Genomic DNA, 16,614 nt, shown 5'->3' on the forward strand with positions numbered 1-16,614 from the left:
CCTCTCACCGCGCCCGCGCGCCGGGGCGACGCCGTGGCGCTGCGTCCGATTGGCGTCGCACCAATGTGTGATCGAGCACGAGATCGGGCGCGCTCGCGGTAGGGTCATCGCGACGCGCACGCAGCATCTGGGTCAGCATCTGAACCGCGGCGCGGCTCATGTCCGCGATCGGCTGGTGGATGGTGGTGAGCTCGGGCCAGATCGTCGTCGCTAGCGTGCTGTCGTCGAAGCCGACCACGGTGAGATCGCCGGGTACGTCGAGCCCGCGCCGGTGCGCCACCGCCACGCTGGCGGCGGCCATGTCGTCGTTGCTGGCGAAGATTGCGCTGGGCGGCTGCGCGATGTCGAGCAGCTCCTCGGTGGCGTCGAGCCCCGAGCGGTAGCTGAACAGCCCGTGCGCGATCAGCGCCTCGTCGATCGGCAGCCCCGATCCCGCCAGCGCATCGCGATAGCCTGCCAGCCGCTCCTCGCTCGCGGTCAGATTGGGGTTGCCGGTGATGAAGCCGACGCGTTGGTGCCCGAGTGCCAGGAGATGTTGGGTCATCGCGCGTGCCGCGGCGCGGTCGTCGATCGAGACGCGACCGATCCCGGCGGGCGAGCTGCTCGTCGCCACCACCACGGTCGGCACGCGTGCGGCGAGCAGCACATCGAGCACCAGCGGCGAGTCGCACAGCGGCGGCGGGAGGATGATGCCGTCAAGGCCCGAGGCGACCAGTCGCTGGGCGACCTCCGCCTCATGCTCCCCTGGGTCGCATTTCTGCACCACCAGCTGGATGTCGCCGCGCCCCGCCTCGTCGAGACTGCCGAGCAGAAAGGCGCTGAGATAAGCCTCGCTCGGGTTGCTGTAGAGCAGGCCCAGCCGCACCTGCGACGCGCCCGCCAGGCTGCGCGCGGCGCGGTTGGGCGCATAGTCGAGCCGCTGGATCGCCTCGCGCACCGCCGCGCGCGTCGCCTCGCGCACGTTGTTCTCGCCGTTGATCACGCGCGATACCGTCATCGTCGAGACGCCGGCGAGCTGCGCCACATCGGCGATCGTCGGTGCCCCGGTCTGGCGCGATCCCGTGCCGCGGATCCTGCGGATGTCCCCACTCATGGCTGCGATACGTACCAGTAAAAGGCGCCGCGCCTAGTCGCGCTGACGAAAATGCTGATAGCGTTCTCAAGTAGCCGCTTCTATGTTCACGCCGTTTACGGGATCGCACCGTCAGGGGCTGGCGACCCGTCTCGGGAGGGGAAGAATGGGGCGTTTCTCGCAATTTTCGCTGACGCTGCTGCTGGCCGGCAGCGCCACCGCCGGCGTCGCGCAGGTCGCGCATCCCGACCGCTGGCCCGCGGCCAAGAGCGTCGGCTTGGTCGACGCGGCGACCGAGGCCAAGGTCACCGCTCTGATGAAGCAGATGACGCTGGAGGAGAAGATCGGGCAGATGATCCAGGCCGACATCGGCTCGATCAAGCCCGAGGACCTGCGCCGCTATCCGCTCGGTTCGATCCTGGCAGGCGGCAGCTCGCCCCCGCTCGGCAGCCCCGACCGCTCGCCCGCCGCCGCCTGGGTCGCCACCTCGCGCGCCTTCAACGCGGTGGCGCTGGAGCGGCGCGCCGGCCACGTCGCCGTCCCGCTGATGTTCGGCGTCGATGCGGTACACGGCGACAACAATGTCGTCGGCGCGACGCTGTTCCCGCACAACAGCGCGCTCGGCGCGATGCGCGACCCCGCGCTGATCCGCCGCATCGGCGCGGTCACCGCCGAGGAGACCGCTGCGGCGGGGATCGACTGGGCGTTCGGGCCGACGCTGGCGGTGCCGCAGGACGATCGCTGGGGCCGCGCCTATGAGGGCTATTCCGAGGACCCGGCGGTGGTCGCGTCCTATGCCGGCGCGATGATCGAGGGGCTGCAGGGCGTCCCCGGCCAGCAGGGCATCCAGCACGGCCATGTCGCCGCCAGCCCCAAGCATTTCCTCGGCGACGGCGGCACCAAGGACGGCGTCGACCAAGGCGACACGCAGGTCGACGAGGAGACGCTGATCAAGGTCCATGGCGCCGGCTACCCGCCCGCGATCAAGGCCGGCGCGATGACGGTGATGGCCAGCTTCTCGAGCTGGAACGGCCAGAAGATGCACGGCAACCACTCGCTGCTGACCGACGTGCTCAAGGGCCGCATGGGGTTCGAGGGCTTCGTCGTCGGCGACTGGAACGGCCACGGCCAGGTGCCGGGCTGCACCAACAATGACTGCCCCGCCACCTTCGCCGCCGGGCTCGACATGGCGATGGCGCCGGACAGCTGGAAGGGCATGTTCGACACCACGCTCGCCGCGGTGAAGGCGGGCAAGCTGCCGATGACGCGCATCGACGACGCGGTGCGCCGCATCCTGCGCGTCAAGATGAAGCTCGGCCTGTTCGACCCGGCGCGGCCGTGGGAAGCGCGCGGCGGCACCGTCGGTTCGGCCGAGCATCGCGCCGTCGCCCGCGAAGCAGTGGCCAAGAGCCTCGTGCTGCTCAAGAACAATGGCGTGCTGCCGGTCAAGGCGAACGCCAACATCCTCGTGGTCGGCGACGCCGCGGACGATATCGGCCGTCAGGCGGGCGGCTGGACGCTATCGTGGCAGGGCGACGGCAACACCAATGCCGACTTCCCCGGCGCCACCTCGATCTACGCCGGGATCGCCGCCGCGGCCAAGGCGGGCGGCGGCACCGCGACCCTGTCGCGCGACGGCAGCTTCGCGGCCAAGCCCGATGTCGCGATCGTCGTGTTCGGCGAGCAGCCCTATGCCGAGATGCGCGGCGACGTCCGCACGCTCGAGTTCGAGGCGGGCGACAAGGAGTCGCTTGCGCTGCTCAAGAAGCTGAAGGCGGCGGGCGTGCCGACCGTGTCGGTGTTCCTCTCGGGGCGGCCGTTGTGGGTCAATCCCGAGTTGAACCAATCGGACGCGTTCGTCGCGGCCTGGTTCCCCGGTTCCGAGGGCGAAGGCGTCGCGGACGTGCTGGTCGGCGGCAAGCGCGACTTCACCGGCAAGCTCTCCTTCAGCTGGCCAAAGAACGCCGGCCAGTTCACGCTCAACAAGGGCGCGGTGGGTTACGATCCCTTGTTCCCGTTCGGCTATGGGCTGAGCTACGCCAGCCGCGGCAGCGTGCCGACGCTGAGCGAAGAGGCCGGGGTCGACGCCAGTCTCGCCAACACCAGCCTGTTCTTTGCGCGCGGGCGCGTGCCAGCGCCGTTCCAGCTCGCGCTGGACCCCATGGTGACCCGAACCGCGGTCGACAGCGCCACCGCGCAGGAGGGCGCCGTGCAGCTGAGTTGGCGCGGTGCGGGCAGCGCGCGGATCACCGGCCCCGCGCTGTCACTGGTGCGCGAGACCAACGCCGACCTCAACCTTCAGATCAGCTACCGCGTCGATCGAGCCGCGACCGGGCCGGTGTCGCTCGCGCTGGGTGGCGGCAAGGTCGATGTCGCGCGCGCGCTCGACTCGAGCGCCGGCTGGCACGTGCTGCGCGTACCGCTGAAGTGCTTCCGCACCGCCGGTGCGACCATGGAGTCGGTCGATACGCCGATGGCACTGGGCGCGACCGCGCCATTCGCGGTCGCGATCGCGGATATCCGGCTCGCCACCGACCCCGCAGGTGCGGTATGCCCGGGCGCATGACGATGGACCTGCCCGGGAACCTGCCCAGCCGCCGCACCGTGGTCGCTGCGCTCACCGCCGCGCCGCTCGCCACGCCTTTCGCCGCCGCCGCCGCACCCGCGGCGCCGGACGATATTCCCGGCGCGACGATCCTGCTTTGGCCTGACGCCGCGCCCGGCGCGCCCGCGACGCTGCCGACGCCCAAGATCGAGCAACGATCGAAGGACGCGAGCTTCAACGATCGGTGGGTCACCGGCGTGGCGCGGCCGGGCCTGACGGTACGCCGTCCGGCGCGCGCCAACGGCGCCGCGGTGCTGCTCATTCCCGGGGGTGGCTACGGCTTCATCGCCTGGGACAATGAGGGGGAGGAACAGGCGCGCTGGCTCAACAAGCTGGGCGTCACCTGCTTCATCCTCTCCTACCGGCTGCCTGCGGAGGGCTGGGGCAATCGCGCGCTGGTACCGCTCCAGGACGCCCAGCGCGCGGTGCGCGTGATCCGCGCGCGCGCGAGTGAGTTCGGGGTCGATCCCAAGCGGGTCGCGGCGCTGGGCTTCTCCGCGGGCGGGCATCTCGCCGGCAGTCTCGCCACGCGCCACGCCGAGCCGGTCTACGCGCCGGTCGACCCCGCCGACGAACAATCGGCGCGGCCCGATCTCGCCGGGCTGATCTACCCGGTGGTCACACTGGCGGAGTCGTTCACGCACCAGGGCTCGCGCGACAATCTGCTGGGCACGCCGTCGAGCGACGCGCAGCGCCGCGACGCCTCGGTCGAGCGCCGCGTGACGGCCGACACGCCGCCGGTCTTCCTCGTCCATGCGAGCGACGACAACACGGTGCCGATCGAGAACAGCCTGGTGCTGTACCAGGCGCTGCTGGCGGCGAAGCGGCCGGCGGAGCTGCACGCCTTTGACCAGGGCGGCCACGGCTTTGGTACGCGCCTGCCCGACAGCGCGCCCGGGTCGGTCTGGCCGAAGCTCTTCGCGGCGTACGCGGCGCGGCAGCGGGTTTTCCCCACGTCGGGGTAAAGCGGCCGCAGGGAGCGAAACCTGTCATTCCGGCGGCACCGTCACTTATGTCACGCCGCGGCGCCCGACCTTCCTCCGTCATTCCCGCGCAGGCGGGCATCCACATACGCTGTACGATCAGCTGGAGGCGGGACGTCTGCGCGTCTGGATCCCCGCCTGCGCGCGGATGACGAAGATTAAGTGCCGGCGCTCATCAACGTTGTTCGGAGCCGCGACATGAACTTCGCTTCCTCTCGTCTCCTCGCTCCGCCTCGTCCCCCTCACATCTCCCCGCGCGTGCGCCGGATCGCGAACCAGCGCTTCACATTGGCGTTGTGCTGCTCGAGGGTGTCGGCGAAGACGTGCCCGCCGCTACCGTCCGCCACGAAATAGAGCGCGCGTGACGGCGCCGGATCGAGCACCGCGTCGATCGACAGCCGCCCCGGGTTGGCGATCGGTCCGACCGGCAGGCCGGTCGAGGCGTAGGTGTTGTAGCCGTTCTTGGCGTGCAGCTCGCTCTGACGGATGCGGCGGCCCAGCGGGCGACCCTTGGTGATCGGGTAGATCACGGTCGGGTCGGCCTGGAGCGGCATGCCGAGCCGCAACCGGTTCGAGTAGACCGCCGCCACCATCCGCCGCTCCGCCGGCTTGCCGGTCTCTTTCTCAACGATCGAGGCGAGCACCAGCGCCTGCTGCGGCGTCGTCACCGCCGACGTCGGCCTGCGCCGCTTCCATGCGGCGGCGAGATAGTCGCGCATCGCGCGCTGCATGCGCGCCAGCACCGCGGCGCGCGGCTCGCCGCGCTCGAACGCATAGCCGTCGGGCAGCACCGATCCCTCCGCGGGCGCCGCGACGTCGCCGCTCAGCGCGTCGGCGCGCAGCAGGACGTCGCGCACCATTACCGCTGGCAGCCCCTCGGGGATGACCACCAGCCGCTGCACCACCTTGCCGCTCTGGAGCAGCGCGAGCACCTGCGACGCGCTGGCCCGCGCGGAAATCGCATATTCGCCCGCGCGGATCGGTGTCGCGCTGCCAAACAGCCGCGCCTGCAAGCGGAAGCGGCGCGCCGAGGCGATCACGCCCGCGCGCTCGAGCGCAGTGGCCGCACCCGCGAGCGAGCTGCCCTCGGCGACGGTCACGGTCGCGTCACGCCGTAGCGGGCCGGCGCCCTTCCAGCCCTGCGCCACCCACACGCCCGCGCCGAACAGCAGCAGTGCGACGATCAGTCCGAGGCAGCCGAGCCGGCGCATGACTCAGCGGCCTCAGATCGTCTTCATCACCAGCGAGGCGTTGGTGCCGCCGAAGCCGAAGCTGTTGTTGAGCACCGCACGCACCTCACGCTTGCGCGCGACATGCGGCACGAGGTCGACGCCCTCGGCACCCTCGGACGGGTTGTCGAGGTTGAGCGTCGGCGGCACGATCTGGTCGCGCATCGCCAGGATGCAGAAGATGCTCTCCACCGCACCCGCACCGCCGAGCAGATGACCGATCGCCGATTTGGTCGAGCTCATCGACAGCCCACCAACGGCATCCCCGAACAACCGCTTGACCGCGCCCAGCTCGATCATGTCCGCCATGGTCGAGGTGCCGTGCGCGTTGATATAGTCGATGTCCGATAGCGCGAGGCCCGACTTGCGCATCGCCATCTCCATCGCGCGATACGCGCCCGATCCTTCCGGCTCGGGCGCGGTGACGTGGAAGGCGTCTCCTGACAGGCCGTAACCGATCACCTCGGCATAGATCTTCGCGCCGCGCGCCTTGGCCCGCTCATATTCCTCGAGCACGACCACGCCCGCGCCCTCGCCCATGACGAAGCCGTCGCGGTCACGGTCATAGGGGCGGCTGGCCTGTTCCGGCCGGTCGTTGAAGCTGGTGTTGAGCGCGCGCGCCGCGGCGAAGCCGGCGATGCCGATCGGGCAGACCGTGCTCTCCGACCCACCCGCAAGCATCACGTCAGCGTCGTCCAGCGCGATCATCCGCGCGGCGTCGCCGATCGAGTGCGCACCGGTCGAGCAGGCGGTGACGACCGCATGGTTCGGCCCCATCAACCCGTATTTGATCGAGACCTGGCCCGAGATCAGGTTGATCAGCCGGCCGTGGACGAAATGTGGGCTGACTCGCTTCGGTCCTTTCTCGGCCAGCACGAGCGACTCGCTCTCGATCCCTGGCAGGCCGCCGATGCCCGAGCCGATCGAGCAGCCGGCGCGGAACCGCGCCGCCTCGCTCATCTCGGTGAGCCCGGCATCCTCAAGCGCCTGGCCGGCCGCGTCGATGCCGTAGACGATGAAGGGATCGACCTGGCGCTGGACCTTGTGATCGACACGCTTGTCAGGATCGAAGCCCCAGGGATGGTCCGCGGGCTTCACCTCGCACGCGATCGTGCACTTCTGATCCGACGCGTCGAAGCGGGTGATCGGGCCGGCGCCCGACTTGCCCGCGATCAGATTGGCCCAGCAGGTCTCCACGTCGGCCCCGAGCGGGGTGACGAGGCCAAGACCGGTGACGACGACACGGCGCATAGACTTTCCTTCTTCACCGGCGCTGCGCCACGCGTCGCGCTGCCGGCTCTCGCAAACGAAACGGCTCCCCACCCTCTGGTCGAGGACAGGGAGCCGCTCAGATCAGCTCGCTGGAGCGGGAGGTCTCCCCCCGTTCCTCAGCCCTTGTGCTCGTCGATATAGGTGATCGCGTCCTTCACGGTCGAGATCTTCTCGGCCGCATCGTCGGGAATCTCGACGCCGAACTCTTCCTCGAACGCCATCACCAGCTCGACGATGTCGAGGCTGTCCGCGCCCAGATCGTCGATGAAGCTGGCGTCCTCGGTGACCTTGTCGGCCTCGACGCCGAGATGCTCGACGACGATCTTCTTCACGCGGTCGGCGGTCTCGCTCATAGCTTTCCCTCTTTCAATTGGGGGGTAGGTTTCGAATTGCTGAACGCAGGTAGAACGGGCTCGCTCCCGTGGCAAGGGTGCGAATGGCTCGCGACACCCTCCTGCGCCCTGCCGTTCACCGCCTCAGCGGCTCAGATCATCGCCATGCCGCCGTTGACGTGCACCGTCTGCCCGGTGACGTAACCGGCCTCGCGCGACGCCAGATACACCACCGCAGCGGCGATGTCCTCGCCGCAGCCGAGGTCGCCTGCGGGGATGCGTCCGAGCAGCGCGCTCTTCTGCGCCTCGGGCAGCCCGTCGGTCATCGCCGAGCGGATGAAGCCCGGCGCGACGCAGTTGACCGTGATGTTGCGGCTGGCCAGCTCCTGCGCGAGCGCCTTGGACATGCCGACCAGACCGGCCTTGGAGGCGGCGTAATTGGCCTGCCCGGGGTTGCCGGTCTGCCCCACCACCGAGGTGATCGAGACGACGCGGCCGAAGCGCGCCTTCATCATCGGCTTGGCGGCGGCGCGGATCAGGCGGAAGGCGGCTTCAAGATTGACCCGGATAACCTGGTCCCATTCGTCGTCCTTCATCCGCATGGCGAGATTGTCGCGCGTGACGCCGGCGTTGTTGACGAGCACGTCGAGCTTGCCGAGCGCCTCGACCGCGCGCGGCACCAGCGCGTCGACCGCGGCCGCGTCGGACAGGTCGCAGGCGAGCGCGACATGGTCACCGCCGAGCTCGTCGCGGAAGTGCTCCAGCTTGTCGGCGTTCGAGCCCGACAGCGCGAGGCGCGCGCCCTGCCCGGCAAGCCCCCGCGCGATGGCGGAGCCGATCCCGCCGGAGGCGCCGGTGACCAGCGCGGTCATGCCTGTGAGATCGAACATCGTGCCTCCTCATATCTGGCCTGACGCTTTATCGCCTCCGATCCGGTCGGCAAGCCCGCAATGAGACGCGGGAGTGCCGTGACAAAGCGCCGGCGGCCCCGCTAGGATTGACCTACGTCGCTTATACCGAGGGGAGGTGTGAGCGGCGTGGGGGAACGAGGATGACGAGCATCGCGGGTGCCAGCGTCGCGGGGGCGAGCGCGGGTAACGAGGCCGAGCGAACCGACGGCGCGTTGCCGCGCGGCGGACGCGACCGCGCCGTCGATGGATGGCGTGCGATCGCCGCGCTGTTCGTCGTTGTCGCGCATGCCGCGACGTTCCGCTTCGGCGCAGCTGAGGGCGCGCTCGCGCACGTTGCGCAGCGGCTGGCGACGCCGCTGGCGCAGACGGGCGTTCAGATCTTCTTCGTCATCAGCGGCTATATCATCACCGCGCTGATGATGCGCGAGCGTCAGGCCAGCGGTCGCGTCGACCTCGCCGCGTTCTACACCCGGCGCAGCTGCCGCATCCTGCCGCCGCTGCTGGTCTATTACGCCAGCCTCGTCTTGCTGGACGCGAGCGGCGCACTGTCGCTGCCGCGAACGAGCTTGGTATCCTCCGCCAGCTTCTCCTGCAACACCGGGATCGTCGACTGTCATTGGTGGGTGGCCCATACCTGGTCGCTCGCGGTGGAGGAGCAATTCTATCTCGCCTGGCCGATGCTCTTCGTGCTGGTGGCACCGCTGCTGCGCGCGCGATTGCTCGCCTTCGGCGTGATCGCATGTGGCGTCGCCGTCGCGTTGCGGCCGGGCGTATTCCACAGCAACGCCACGTCGTTCGGCTGCATCGCCGCTGGTGCGCTCTATGCCTCGAGCGCCGCGCTGCGCCACATGGTTCAGCGCGCCCGTGCCACCGCGCCGTGGCTCGCCGCGGTCGCGCTGCTGGTCGTTGCGCCACTCACCCGCTTCGACGCCGCCGTGGCGGTGTTCCTGCCACCGCTCGTCACCTATGTCGTCTTCTGCGGGAATGCGTTGCCGTGGGTACGCGCGATCTTGAGTGCTCCGCCGCTCCAGCTGGTCGGCGCGGCGTCGTACAGCCTGTACCTCTGGCAGCAGCTTTTCCTGGCACAGCCGCGTCATTACGCGGCGGACGCGCCGTCGCTCCTGCTGCTGCCATTCGTGGTGCTGGCATCGGTGTGGCTGGTCGAGCGCCCGGCGATCACGCTCGGCCGCCGGCTTTCACGTCGCCTTGTGGTCGCGGCGTGATCAAAGGCGCTTAAGCAGCGCCTCGACGTCGTCCATCGACACCACGCTGACCGCCTCGACGTCGGGCGCGATGCGCTTGACCATCGGCGCGAGCACCTTGCCGCCGAACTCGACGAATTCGGTCACCCCCGCCTCCACCATCGCCAGCACCGACTCGCGCCAGCGCACGCGGCCGGTCACCTGCTCGACCAGCAGCCGCCGGATTGCGCCGGGGTCGGCCACCGCGGCGGCGTCGACATTGGCGTAGACCGGCACCAGCGGCGCGCGCAGCTCGGCCTCGGCCAGCGCCACCTCCATCGCGCGCGCGGCGTCCTCCATCAGCGAACAGTGGAACGGCGCCGACACCGGCAGCAGCACCGCGCGCTTGGCACCCAGCTCATTCGCCAACGCGACCGCGCGCTCGACCGCGACGCGATGCCCCGAGATCACCACCTGCGACGGATCATTGTCGTTGGCGACGGTGCAGACCAGCGGCTCGCCGCCCTCGGCCAGGATCGAATCGACAGCGGCGCCCGCGATCGTCTCGGCCTTGGCAACGTCGGCGCCGAGCAGCGCCGCCATCGCCCCCTCGCCCACCGGCACCGCCGCCTGCATCGCGCGACCGCGCCGCTTGAGCAGCCGCGCCGTCGTGGCGAGGTCGAAGGTCTCGGCCGCGCACAGAGCGGAATACTCGCCGAGCGAGTGGCCGGCGACGTAATCGGCCTTGTCGGCGAGCGCGACGCCGCCCTCCTGTGTCAGCACCCGCAGCGTGGCGATGGCGTTGGCCATGATCGCGGGCTGCGCGTTCTCGGTCAGCGTAAGCTCGTCGGCGGGTCCCTCGGCCATCAGCCGGCGCAGATGCTGGCCGAGCGCCTCGTCGACTTCGCCGAACACCGCCCGCGCCACCGCCGACGCATCAGCGAGCGCAGCGCCCATGCCGACCGCCTGGCTGCCCTGACCGGGGAAGATGAACGCGAGCATCGTGCCTCTCCTTGGAAAGGCTGCGCTGCTAGGGCGGCACCCGGGAGCGGTCAACCGGCGCAGCCGCGCGAGGGGACGCGCAGGGGAGCTGGGGACTTGCGCGCGCGGCGGCTTTGCGTCATAGCGCGCGCTCTCGGGGCGGGAAGCTTACGGCTTCTTCCGCCCCTTGTTGTTGCACGACAGCCGGAGGGGCGTGGCACATGGGGTGCCCGTCAGCGATCGGCCAACGAAGAGGTACATGCATGGCTCTGTACGAGCACGTGTTCCTTGCGCGCCAGGATCTGGCACAGGCGCAAGTGGACGCGCTGGCGGAAGCCGCGACCAAGGTGGTCACCGACCAAGGCGGCACGGTCGTCAAGACCGAGACGTGGGGGCTGCGCAGCCTCGCCTATCGCATCGCGAAGAACCGCAAGGCGCATTACGTGATGCTCGAGATCGACGCGCCGGGCGACACCGTCGCCGAGCTGGAGCGTCAGACCAGCATCAACGAGGATGTGATCCGCTACATGACCGTCCGCGTCGACGAGCATGAGCAGGGCCCGACCGTGATGATGCGCAAGCAGGAGCGCGACCGCGAGCGCCGCGGCGAGCGCGGGGATCGGGGTGATCGTGGAGACCGGGGTGACCGGGGTGACCGCGGCGATCGTCCGCGTCGTGACCGCGAAGAGGAGATCGCATAATGGCGCGCCCGTTTTTCCGCCGCCGCAAGTCGTGCCCGTTCAGCGCCAAGGATGCGCCCCGGATCGACTATAAGGACGTCCGTCTGCTCCAGGGCTTCGTGTCCGAGCGTGGCAAGATCGTCCCGTCGCGCATCACCTCGGTGAGCGCCAAGAAGCAGCGCGAGCTGGCGCAGGCGATCAAGCGTGCGCGCCACCTGGGCCTGCTGCCCTACGTCGTGAAGTAAGGAGAAGAGCAGATGGATATCATCCTGCTTGAGCGCGTCGAGAAGCTCGGCGGCATCGGCGACGTGGTGAAGGTAAAGGACGGGTTCGCCCGTAACTACCTGCTGCCGAACAAGAAGGCGCTCCGCGCCAACGAGGCCAACCGCAAGGTGTTCGAGGCCAATCGCGCGCGCATCGAGGCCGACAACGCGTCGCGTCGCTCGGACGCGGAGAAGGAGGCCGGCTCGTTCAAGGATGCGCAGGTCACGCTGATCCGCCAGTCGTCGAACACCGGCCAGCTGTACGGCTCGGTTGCGGTGCGTGATCTGGTCGAGGCGCTCGAGGCCGACGGTCACAAGGTGACCAAGAGCCAGGTCGTGCTCGACCGTCCGATCAAGGCGATCGGCGTGTACGACGTGCGCGTGCAGCTCCACCCCGAGGTGGCAGTGATCGTGAAGGTCAACGTTGCGCGCTCGCCGGAAGAGGCCGACATGCAGGCGCAGGGCGTCGACGTCATGGCGCAGGTGTTCGAGGAAGGCCGCGACCAGGGCGGCTTCACCGAGGACTATGATCCCAACGCCGAGCCGGGCGCGACCGCGGAGGCGCAGGACGAACCGGCGCAGGGGTGAGCCCCGCGCTGCCGTTCGCGGTGAACAGAAAGGCCCGCCCGGAGCGATCCGGGCGGGCCTTTCCGTTTGGGCGCCGTGGGGGGGTGGGGAAACGACGCCCGGGGAACTCTCTGTTTAGGGCACCGTCACGACGGCGCCAACCACCGCGGCGAGCGGGACAAGTGCGAGAACTAGCGGCATAATCTTGCTCATAGCGCGACCTGTTGTGCTGGATTGCCGGGGAGAATGCACACACCGCGCAAAGGTTGCGGCGGGCTGAACGAATAGCCGCTGCGACAAAGCGTTTCGCCGTGCGACGAGCGACGCTCCCGAGCGGAACGCGCGTGATCCGGACGGGTTGAGCCTGCAGTGACGGCGACGGTGCACCGGATCGGGTGTGGCGGCTGCCTTGTGTGAGCGTAAGGACATCCGGATTGTGACCGCGTCGGACAGAGACAGGAGAGAGCGCGTCAGCGCGCTGGGCAAGGTGCTGCGCACGAGCGTGACGGTGCCGACCGACACCTATATCACACAAGACATCCCGCTGCTGCTAACGCGGCTATCGCAGGTGCCGGCGAGCGGGACGAAGCCAAAGTAGGTTTCGCGCCGCCACCTCACGGGGTCATCCCGAGCTTGTCTCGGGATTCATCGCCCCGCAATGGCCGCCTGGTTCATTCACGCGGCACCTTGGATCCTGAAACGAGTTCAGGATCACGCCAGTGGGGGCCATGGCGGCGCCCCGTCACCGTCGCGCGAACAGTTTCTCGATATCGGGGAAATCAAGCTTCACCCAGGTCGGGCGTCCGTGATTGCATTGGCCCGAGTGCGGCGTCGCTTCCATCTCGCGCAGCAGCGCGTTCATCTCCGCCAGTGAGAGCGCACGCCCGGCACGGACCGAGCCGTGGCACGCCATCGTCCCCGCCACCGCGTCAAGCCGCTCGCGCAGCGACAGCGCCTCGTCATAGGCGGCGAGCTCGTCGGCGAGGTCGGTCACCAGCGCGGTCGGATCGCCGCTGCCGAGCAGCGCGGGAGTGGCGCGCACCAGCATCGCGCGCGCGCCGAACCGCTCCAGCTCGAGCCCGAAGTCGGCGAGTTCGGCCGCACGCGCCTCGAGCCGGTCGCAGGCGGGCTCGTCGAGCTCGACCACCTCGGGGATCAGCAACGCCTGGCTCGCCACGCGCCCGCCGGCGAGCGCGGCGCGCATCCGCTCCAGCACCAATCGCTCGTGCGCGGCATGCTGGTCGACCAGCACCAGCCCGTCCTGCGCCTCGGCGACGATATAGGTCTTGTTGACCTGTCCGCGCGCCGCACCGAGCGGGTAATCGTCGCGCTCGGCCGGGGACGCCCAGCTCGCCTCGGCGCGCGCCTGCGGCGGTGGCCTCAGGAAGGTGGTGCGCTGCTCGCGCAGCAGCGTGCCGCCGGGCGACGACCCCAACGTCGGCAGGGTATCGAAGCCGAACGCCGGGGCCGCGACGGCAGCGACCGGCTCGGGCCGCCACAAAGCGCCGATGTCCGCCGGCGCCGAGTGCGCGACGCGGTGGCCGGCAGCGTCGAGCGCGCGGCGCAGCCCGGAGACGATCATGCCGCGCACCAGCGCCGGATCGCGGAAGCGCACCTCGGTCTTGGCCGGGTGGACGTTGACGTCGACCTCGCTCGCTGGGACGTCGAGGAACAGGGCGACCACGGCGTGGCGGTCGCGCGGCATCATCTCGGCATAGGCGCCGCGGATCGCGCCGATCAGCAGCCGGTCCCGCACAGGCCGCCCGTTGACGAAGAGATATTGGTGATCGGCCACGCCGCGATGGAAGGTCGGCAGCCCCGCCACACCGCCGAGCACATGCCCGTCGCGTTCCAGGTCGACCGCGACCGAATTGTCGGCGAGCGCGCGGTCGGTCAGCGCGGCGACTCGCCCCGGCCGTCCCTCCGCCGCGGGCACCGCCAGCACGCGACGACCGTCATGCTCGACCGCGAAGGCGATGTCGGGGCGTGCCATCGCGAGCCGTTTCACCACATCGAGGCAGCTGGCATATTCGGAGCGCGGCGAGCGCAGGAACTTGCGCCGCGCCGGCACGCGCGCGAACAGCTCCTCCACCACCACGCGCGTACCCGGCGGCAGCGCGGCGGGGCCGTCGTACTCGACCGTGCCGTTGTCCACGGTCCGCGCCCAGCCCTCGGCGCCGCGCGGGCGGCTCTCGACCGTCAGCCGCGCAACCGAAGCGATCGACGGCAGCGCCTCGCCGCGGAAGCCGAGCGTCTGCACCGCCTCGATCGCGTCGTCGGGCAGCTTGGAGGTGGCGTGGCGCTCGAGCGCAAGCGCGATCTCGTCCGGGCTCATGCCGCAGCCGTCGTCGGCCACCTCGATGCGCTCGACACCCCCCGCGGCGAGCACCACCGCGACCCGCGTCGCGCCGGAGTCAATCGCGTTCTCGACCAGCTCCTTCAACGCGCTGGCCGGTCTTTCGACCACTTCGCCCGCGGCGATGCGATTGACCAGATGCGAGGGGAGCCGGCGTATTGACACAGCGCAGCACCTAGCCCAAGCCGCCGCTTCCCGCGACCCCGCAGATAGAATTGCACGCATGATTCACGGCGGCGGCGCGCGGATCGGATATAGACGAACATGGCCGGTCGTCCCGCCCGGCGCGCACAGCAACGGACCACAACCTCAATGGTATTCTCGCGCTTGTTCAAGATGACCTCGCACGACATGGCGATCGATCTCGGCACCGCGAACACGGTGGTGTACGTGCGCGGGCGCGGCATCGTGCTCAACGAGCCATCGGTCGTCGCGGTCGAGACCATCAACGGTCAGAAGCGGGTCAAGGCCGTCGGCGAGGACGCCAAGCTGATGATGGGCAAGACGCCCGGCTCGATCGAGGCGATCCGCCCCTTACGTGACGGTGTCATCGCCGACATCGATGTCGCCGAGCAGATGATCAAATATTTCATCGAGAAGGTGCACGGCCGCCGGCGTTTCATGCGCTGGCCCGAGATCGTGATCTGCGTCCCCTCGGGCTCGACCAAGGTGGAGCGCCGCGCGATCCGCGACGCCGCGCAGAACGCCGGCGCCAGCGCGGTCTATCTGATCGAGGAGCCGATGGCGGCGGCGATCGGCGCTGACATGCCCGTGACCGAGCCGGTCGGCTCGATGGTGGTCGACATCGGCGGCGGCACCACGGAGGTGGCGGTGCTGTCGCTGCGCGGCCTCGCCTACACCACCTCGGTGCGCGTCGGTGGCGACAAGATGGACGATGCCATCGTGAGCTACGTCCGCCGCAACCACAACCTGCTGATCGGCGAGGCCACCGCCGAGCGGATCAAGCAGGAACTGGGCTGCGCCAAGCCGCCGATCGACGGCATCGGCAAGACGGTCCACATCAAGGGCCGCGATCTGGTCAACGGCGTGCCAAAGGAGATCCAGATCAACCAGGCGCAGATCGCCGAGGCGGTGAGCGAGCCGGTCGCCGCGATTGTCGATGGCGTCCGTATCGCGCTGGAGAACACCGCGCCGGAGCTGGCCGCCGACATCGTCGACCAGGGCATCGTCCTCACCGGCGGCGGTGCGCTGCTGCAGGGGCTCGACGAGGTGCTGCGCGACGAGACCGGACTGCCGGTGACGGTCGCGGACGACCCGCTGATCTGCGTTGCGATCGGGACGGGCCGCGCGCTCGAGGACCCGATGTTCCGCGCTGTTCTCCAGAACGGATAAGCTCGAGGCGAGGAGATGGCGGCAATGGCGCCGTCACGGGATCGGCGTCCGGGCTTCTCGCGGCGCGCGCAGTATAGTCTGTTCCTCACCTACATCCTCGGTATTGCCGGGGCGGTGGTCGGCGCGGTGCTGCTTGCGCTGTCGACCTTCAACCCGGTCGCCTTCAACGCCCTGCGCGCCGCGGTGGCGGAGCTGACCGCGCCGCCGGCGGCGCTGCTGGCGGGCGCGGGCAGCCAGATTGCCTCGGTTCCCGACGCGATCGCCAGCCACTTCCAGGTGCGCAGTGAGAACCAGCAGCTGCGCGCGCGGCTCAACCAGGCGCGCGGCGCACTGCTCGCCGGCCGGCAAGCGCAGATCGAGAACGTGCGGCTGCGGCGTCTCCTCGTTCTGCGCGACCGGCTGCCCGAGACGATCGCGGCAGCGCGGATCGTCAGCACCAGCGCGTCGAGCACGCGTCGCTTCGGCCTGCTCAACGCGGGCAGCTTCCAGGGCGTGGAGGACGGCCAGCCGGTGACGGGTCCGGAGGGTCTGATCGGGCGCGTGCTGTACGTCGGCCCCGATACCGCGCGCGTGCTGCTGATCACCGACCCCGAGAGCGTGGTGCCGGTACGCCGCACCCGCGACGGCCGCCCCGCATTGGCGGCGGGGCGTGGCGACGGGCTGGTCGACGTGCGCACGATCGATACCGCCGACGGGCGCTTCCGCCCCGGCGACCTGTTCGTCACCTCGGGCACGGGCGGCATCTTCGTGCCCGGCGTGCCGGTCGCGCGGGTGCTGCGCGCAGGGACCGACAGCGCACCGGCGCGACCGTTCGCGCGCCCCGACTCGC

General features: G+C 69.9%; 15 protein-coding genes. 8 read left to right on the forward strand and 7 right to left on the reverse strand.

Annotated elements, in window-relative coordinates; translation table 11 throughout:
* Positions 1-4: 4 nt before the first annotated feature.
* On the reverse strand, positions 5-1,093 hold the full coding sequence (locus QBJ89_RS07455) for a LacI family DNA-binding transcriptional regulator (protein WP_277979888.1): 1,089 nt from the start codon (positions 1,091-1,093) through the stop codon (positions 5-7).
* Between the two features lie 145 nt (positions 1,094-1,238).
* Between QBJ89_RS07455 and QBJ89_RS07460 the strand changes: the two genes are divergently transcribed.
* Both QBJ89_RS07460 and QBJ89_RS07465 read left to right on the forward strand, forming a co-directional pair.
* Positions 1,239-3,638, forward strand: a complete 2,400-nt coding sequence (locus tag QBJ89_RS07460) for a glycoside hydrolase family 3 protein (RefSeq protein WP_277979889.1) — start codon at positions 1,239-1,241, stop codon at positions 3,636-3,638.
* Between the two features lie 2 nt (positions 3,639-3,640).
* Positions 3,641-4,642 carry an alpha/beta hydrolase gene (locus QBJ89_RS07465; protein ID WP_277979890.1) on the forward strand — a complete coding sequence of 334 codons (1,002 nt, stop codon included), beginning with the start codon at positions 3,641-3,643 and terminating at the stop codon, positions 4,640-4,642.
* Positions 4,643-4,902: 260 nt separating this feature from the next.
* On the opposite strand, the gene mltG is transcribed toward QBJ89_RS07465, so the two are convergent.
* From mltG to fabG, 4 genes are all read right to left on the reverse strand, one after another.
* Positions 4,903-5,871 carry an endolytic transglycosylase MltG gene (mltG, locus tag QBJ89_RS07470; RefSeq protein ID WP_277979891.1) on the reverse strand — a complete coding sequence of 323 codons (969 nt, stop codon included), beginning with the start codon at positions 5,869-5,871 and terminating at the stop codon, positions 4,903-4,905.
* 12 nt (positions 5,872-5,883) lie between these two features.
* Positions 5,884-7,140 (reverse strand): beta-ketoacyl-ACP synthase II, encoded by a 1,257-nt coding sequence (fabF, locus tag QBJ89_RS07475; protein WP_277979892.1) that lies wholly within the window; start codon positions 7,138-7,140, stop codon positions 5,884-5,886.
* 137 nt (positions 7,141-7,277) lie between these two features.
* A complete protein-coding gene (locus tag QBJ89_RS07480) occupies positions 7,278-7,514 on the reverse strand; it encodes an acyl carrier protein (protein ID WP_028056834.1) in 237 nt (78 codons plus the stop codon).
* 131 nt (positions 7,515-7,645) lie between these two features.
* A complete protein-coding gene (gene fabG, locus QBJ89_RS07485; RefSeq protein WP_277979893.1) occupies positions 7,646-8,383 on the reverse strand; it encodes a 3-oxoacyl-[acyl-carrier-protein] reductase in 738 nt (245 codons plus the stop codon).
* Between the two features lie 161 nt (positions 8,384-8,544).
* Here fabG and QBJ89_RS07490 point away from each other — a divergent pair, with 161 nt between their 5' ends.
* Positions 8,545-9,627 (forward strand): acyltransferase family protein, encoded by a 1,083-nt coding sequence (locus tag QBJ89_RS07490; RefSeq protein ID WP_277979894.1) that lies wholly within the window; start codon positions 8,545-8,547, stop codon positions 9,625-9,627.
* Here QBJ89_RS07490 and fabD read toward each other — a convergent pair whose 3' ends face one another.
* Entirely contained in the window at positions 9,628-10,587 is a 960-nt protein-coding gene (gene fabD / locus QBJ89_RS07495) for an ACP S-malonyltransferase (protein WP_277979895.1), read from the reverse strand.
* A 242-nt stretch (positions 10,588-10,829) separates the two neighbouring features.
* Here fabD and rpsF point away from each other — a divergent pair, with 242 nt between their 5' ends.
* The 3 genes from rpsF to rplI are packed head-to-tail and all read left to right on the forward strand — an operon-like array spanning position 10,830 to position 12,097.
* Complete coding sequence (rpsF, locus tag QBJ89_RS07500; protein ID WP_277979896.1) at positions 10,830-11,267, forward strand: 30S ribosomal protein S6; 438 nt, start codon at positions 10,830-10,832, stop codon at positions 11,265-11,267.
* Complete coding sequence (rpsR, locus tag QBJ89_RS07505; RefSeq protein WP_007403456.1) at positions 11,267-11,491, forward strand: 30S ribosomal protein S18; 225 nt, start codon at positions 11,267-11,269, stop codon at positions 11,489-11,491. Before rpsF ends, rpsR begins: the two co-directional genes overlap by 1 nt.
* Positions 11,492-11,503: 12 nt before the next feature.
* Positions 11,504-12,097 (forward strand): 50S ribosomal protein L9, encoded by a 594-nt coding sequence (gene rplI / locus QBJ89_RS07510; RefSeq protein WP_277979897.1) that lies wholly within the window; start codon positions 11,504-11,506, stop codon positions 12,095-12,097.
* 721 nt (positions 12,098-12,818) lie between these two features.
* Here the strand turns inward: rplI and mutL are convergent.
* Positions 12,819-14,597 carry a DNA mismatch repair endonuclease MutL gene (gene mutL, locus QBJ89_RS07515; RefSeq protein WP_277979898.1) on the reverse strand — a complete coding sequence of 593 codons (1,779 nt, stop codon included), beginning with the start codon at positions 14,595-14,597 and terminating at the stop codon, positions 12,819-12,821.
* A gap of 147 nt (positions 14,598-14,744) precedes the next feature.
* Here mutL and QBJ89_RS07520 point away from each other — a divergent pair, with 147 nt between their 5' ends.
* Both QBJ89_RS07520 and mreC read left to right on the forward strand, forming a co-directional pair.
* Positions 14,745-15,785, forward strand: coding sequence for a rod shape-determining protein (locus tag QBJ89_RS07520; protein WP_246616620.1), 1,041 nt, complete (start codon positions 14,745-14,747; stop codon positions 15,783-15,785).
* A gap of 24 nt (positions 15,786-15,809) precedes the next feature.
* Positions 15,810-16,614: rod shape-determining protein MreC (gene mreC / locus QBJ89_RS07525; protein WP_277979899.1), on the forward strand; the 805-nt coding region annotated here is incomplete at its 3' end.

The sequence above is a fragment of the Sphingomonas phyllosphaerae genome (genome assembly GCF_029623345.1).
Taxonomy (GTDB): domain Bacteria; phylum Pseudomonadota; class Alphaproteobacteria; order Sphingomonadales; family Sphingomonadaceae; genus Sphingomonas; species Sphingomonas phyllosphaerae_C.

Coding starts and splice junctions, on each gene's coding strand:
- QBJ89_RS07455 (WP_277979888.1), bottom strand. CDS start 1,093: ATGAGTGGGGACATCCGCAGGATCCGCGGCACGGGATCGCGCCAGACC.
- QBJ89_RS07460 (WP_277979889.1), top strand. CDS start 1,239: ATGGGGCGTTTCTCGCAATTTTCGCTGACGCTGCTGCTGGCCGGCAGC.
- QBJ89_RS07465 (WP_277979890.1), top strand. CDS start 3,641: ATGGACCTGCCCGGGAACCTGCCCAGCCGCCGCACCGTGGTCGCTGCG.
- mltG (WP_277979891.1), bottom strand. CDS start 5,871: ATGCGCCGGCTCGGCTGCCTCGGACTGATCGTCGCACTGCTGCTGTTC.
- fabF (WP_277979892.1), bottom strand. CDS start 7,140: ATGCGCCGTGTCGTCGTCACCGGTCTTGGCCTCGTCACCCCGCTCGGG.
- QBJ89_RS07480 (WP_028056834.1), bottom strand. CDS start 7,514: ATGAGCGAGACCGCCGACCGCGTGAAGAAGATCGTCGTCGAGCATCTC.
- fabG (WP_277979893.1), bottom strand. CDS start 8,383: ATGTTCGATCTCACAGGCATGACCGCGCTGGTCACCGGCGCCTCCGGC.
- QBJ89_RS07490 (WP_277979894.1), top strand. CDS start 8,545: ATGACGAGCATCGCGGGTGCCAGCGTCGCGGGGGCGAGCGCGGGTAAC.
- fabD (WP_277979895.1), bottom strand. CDS start 10,587: ATGCTCGCGTTCATCTTCCCCGGTCAGGGCAGCCAGGCGGTCGGCATG.
- rpsF (WP_277979896.1), top strand. CDS start 10,830: ATGGCTCTGTACGAGCACGTGTTCCTTGCGCGCCAGGATCTGGCACAG.
- rpsR (WP_007403456.1), top strand. CDS start 11,267: ATGGCGCGCCCGTTTTTCCGCCGCCGCAAGTCGTGCCCGTTCAGCGCC.
- rplI (WP_277979897.1), top strand. CDS start 11,504: ATGGATATCATCCTGCTTGAGCGCGTCGAGAAGCTCGGCGGCATCGGC.
- QBJ89_RS07520 (WP_246616620.1), top strand. CDS start 14,745: ATGGTATTCTCGCGCTTGTTCAAGATGACCTCGCACGACATGGCGATC.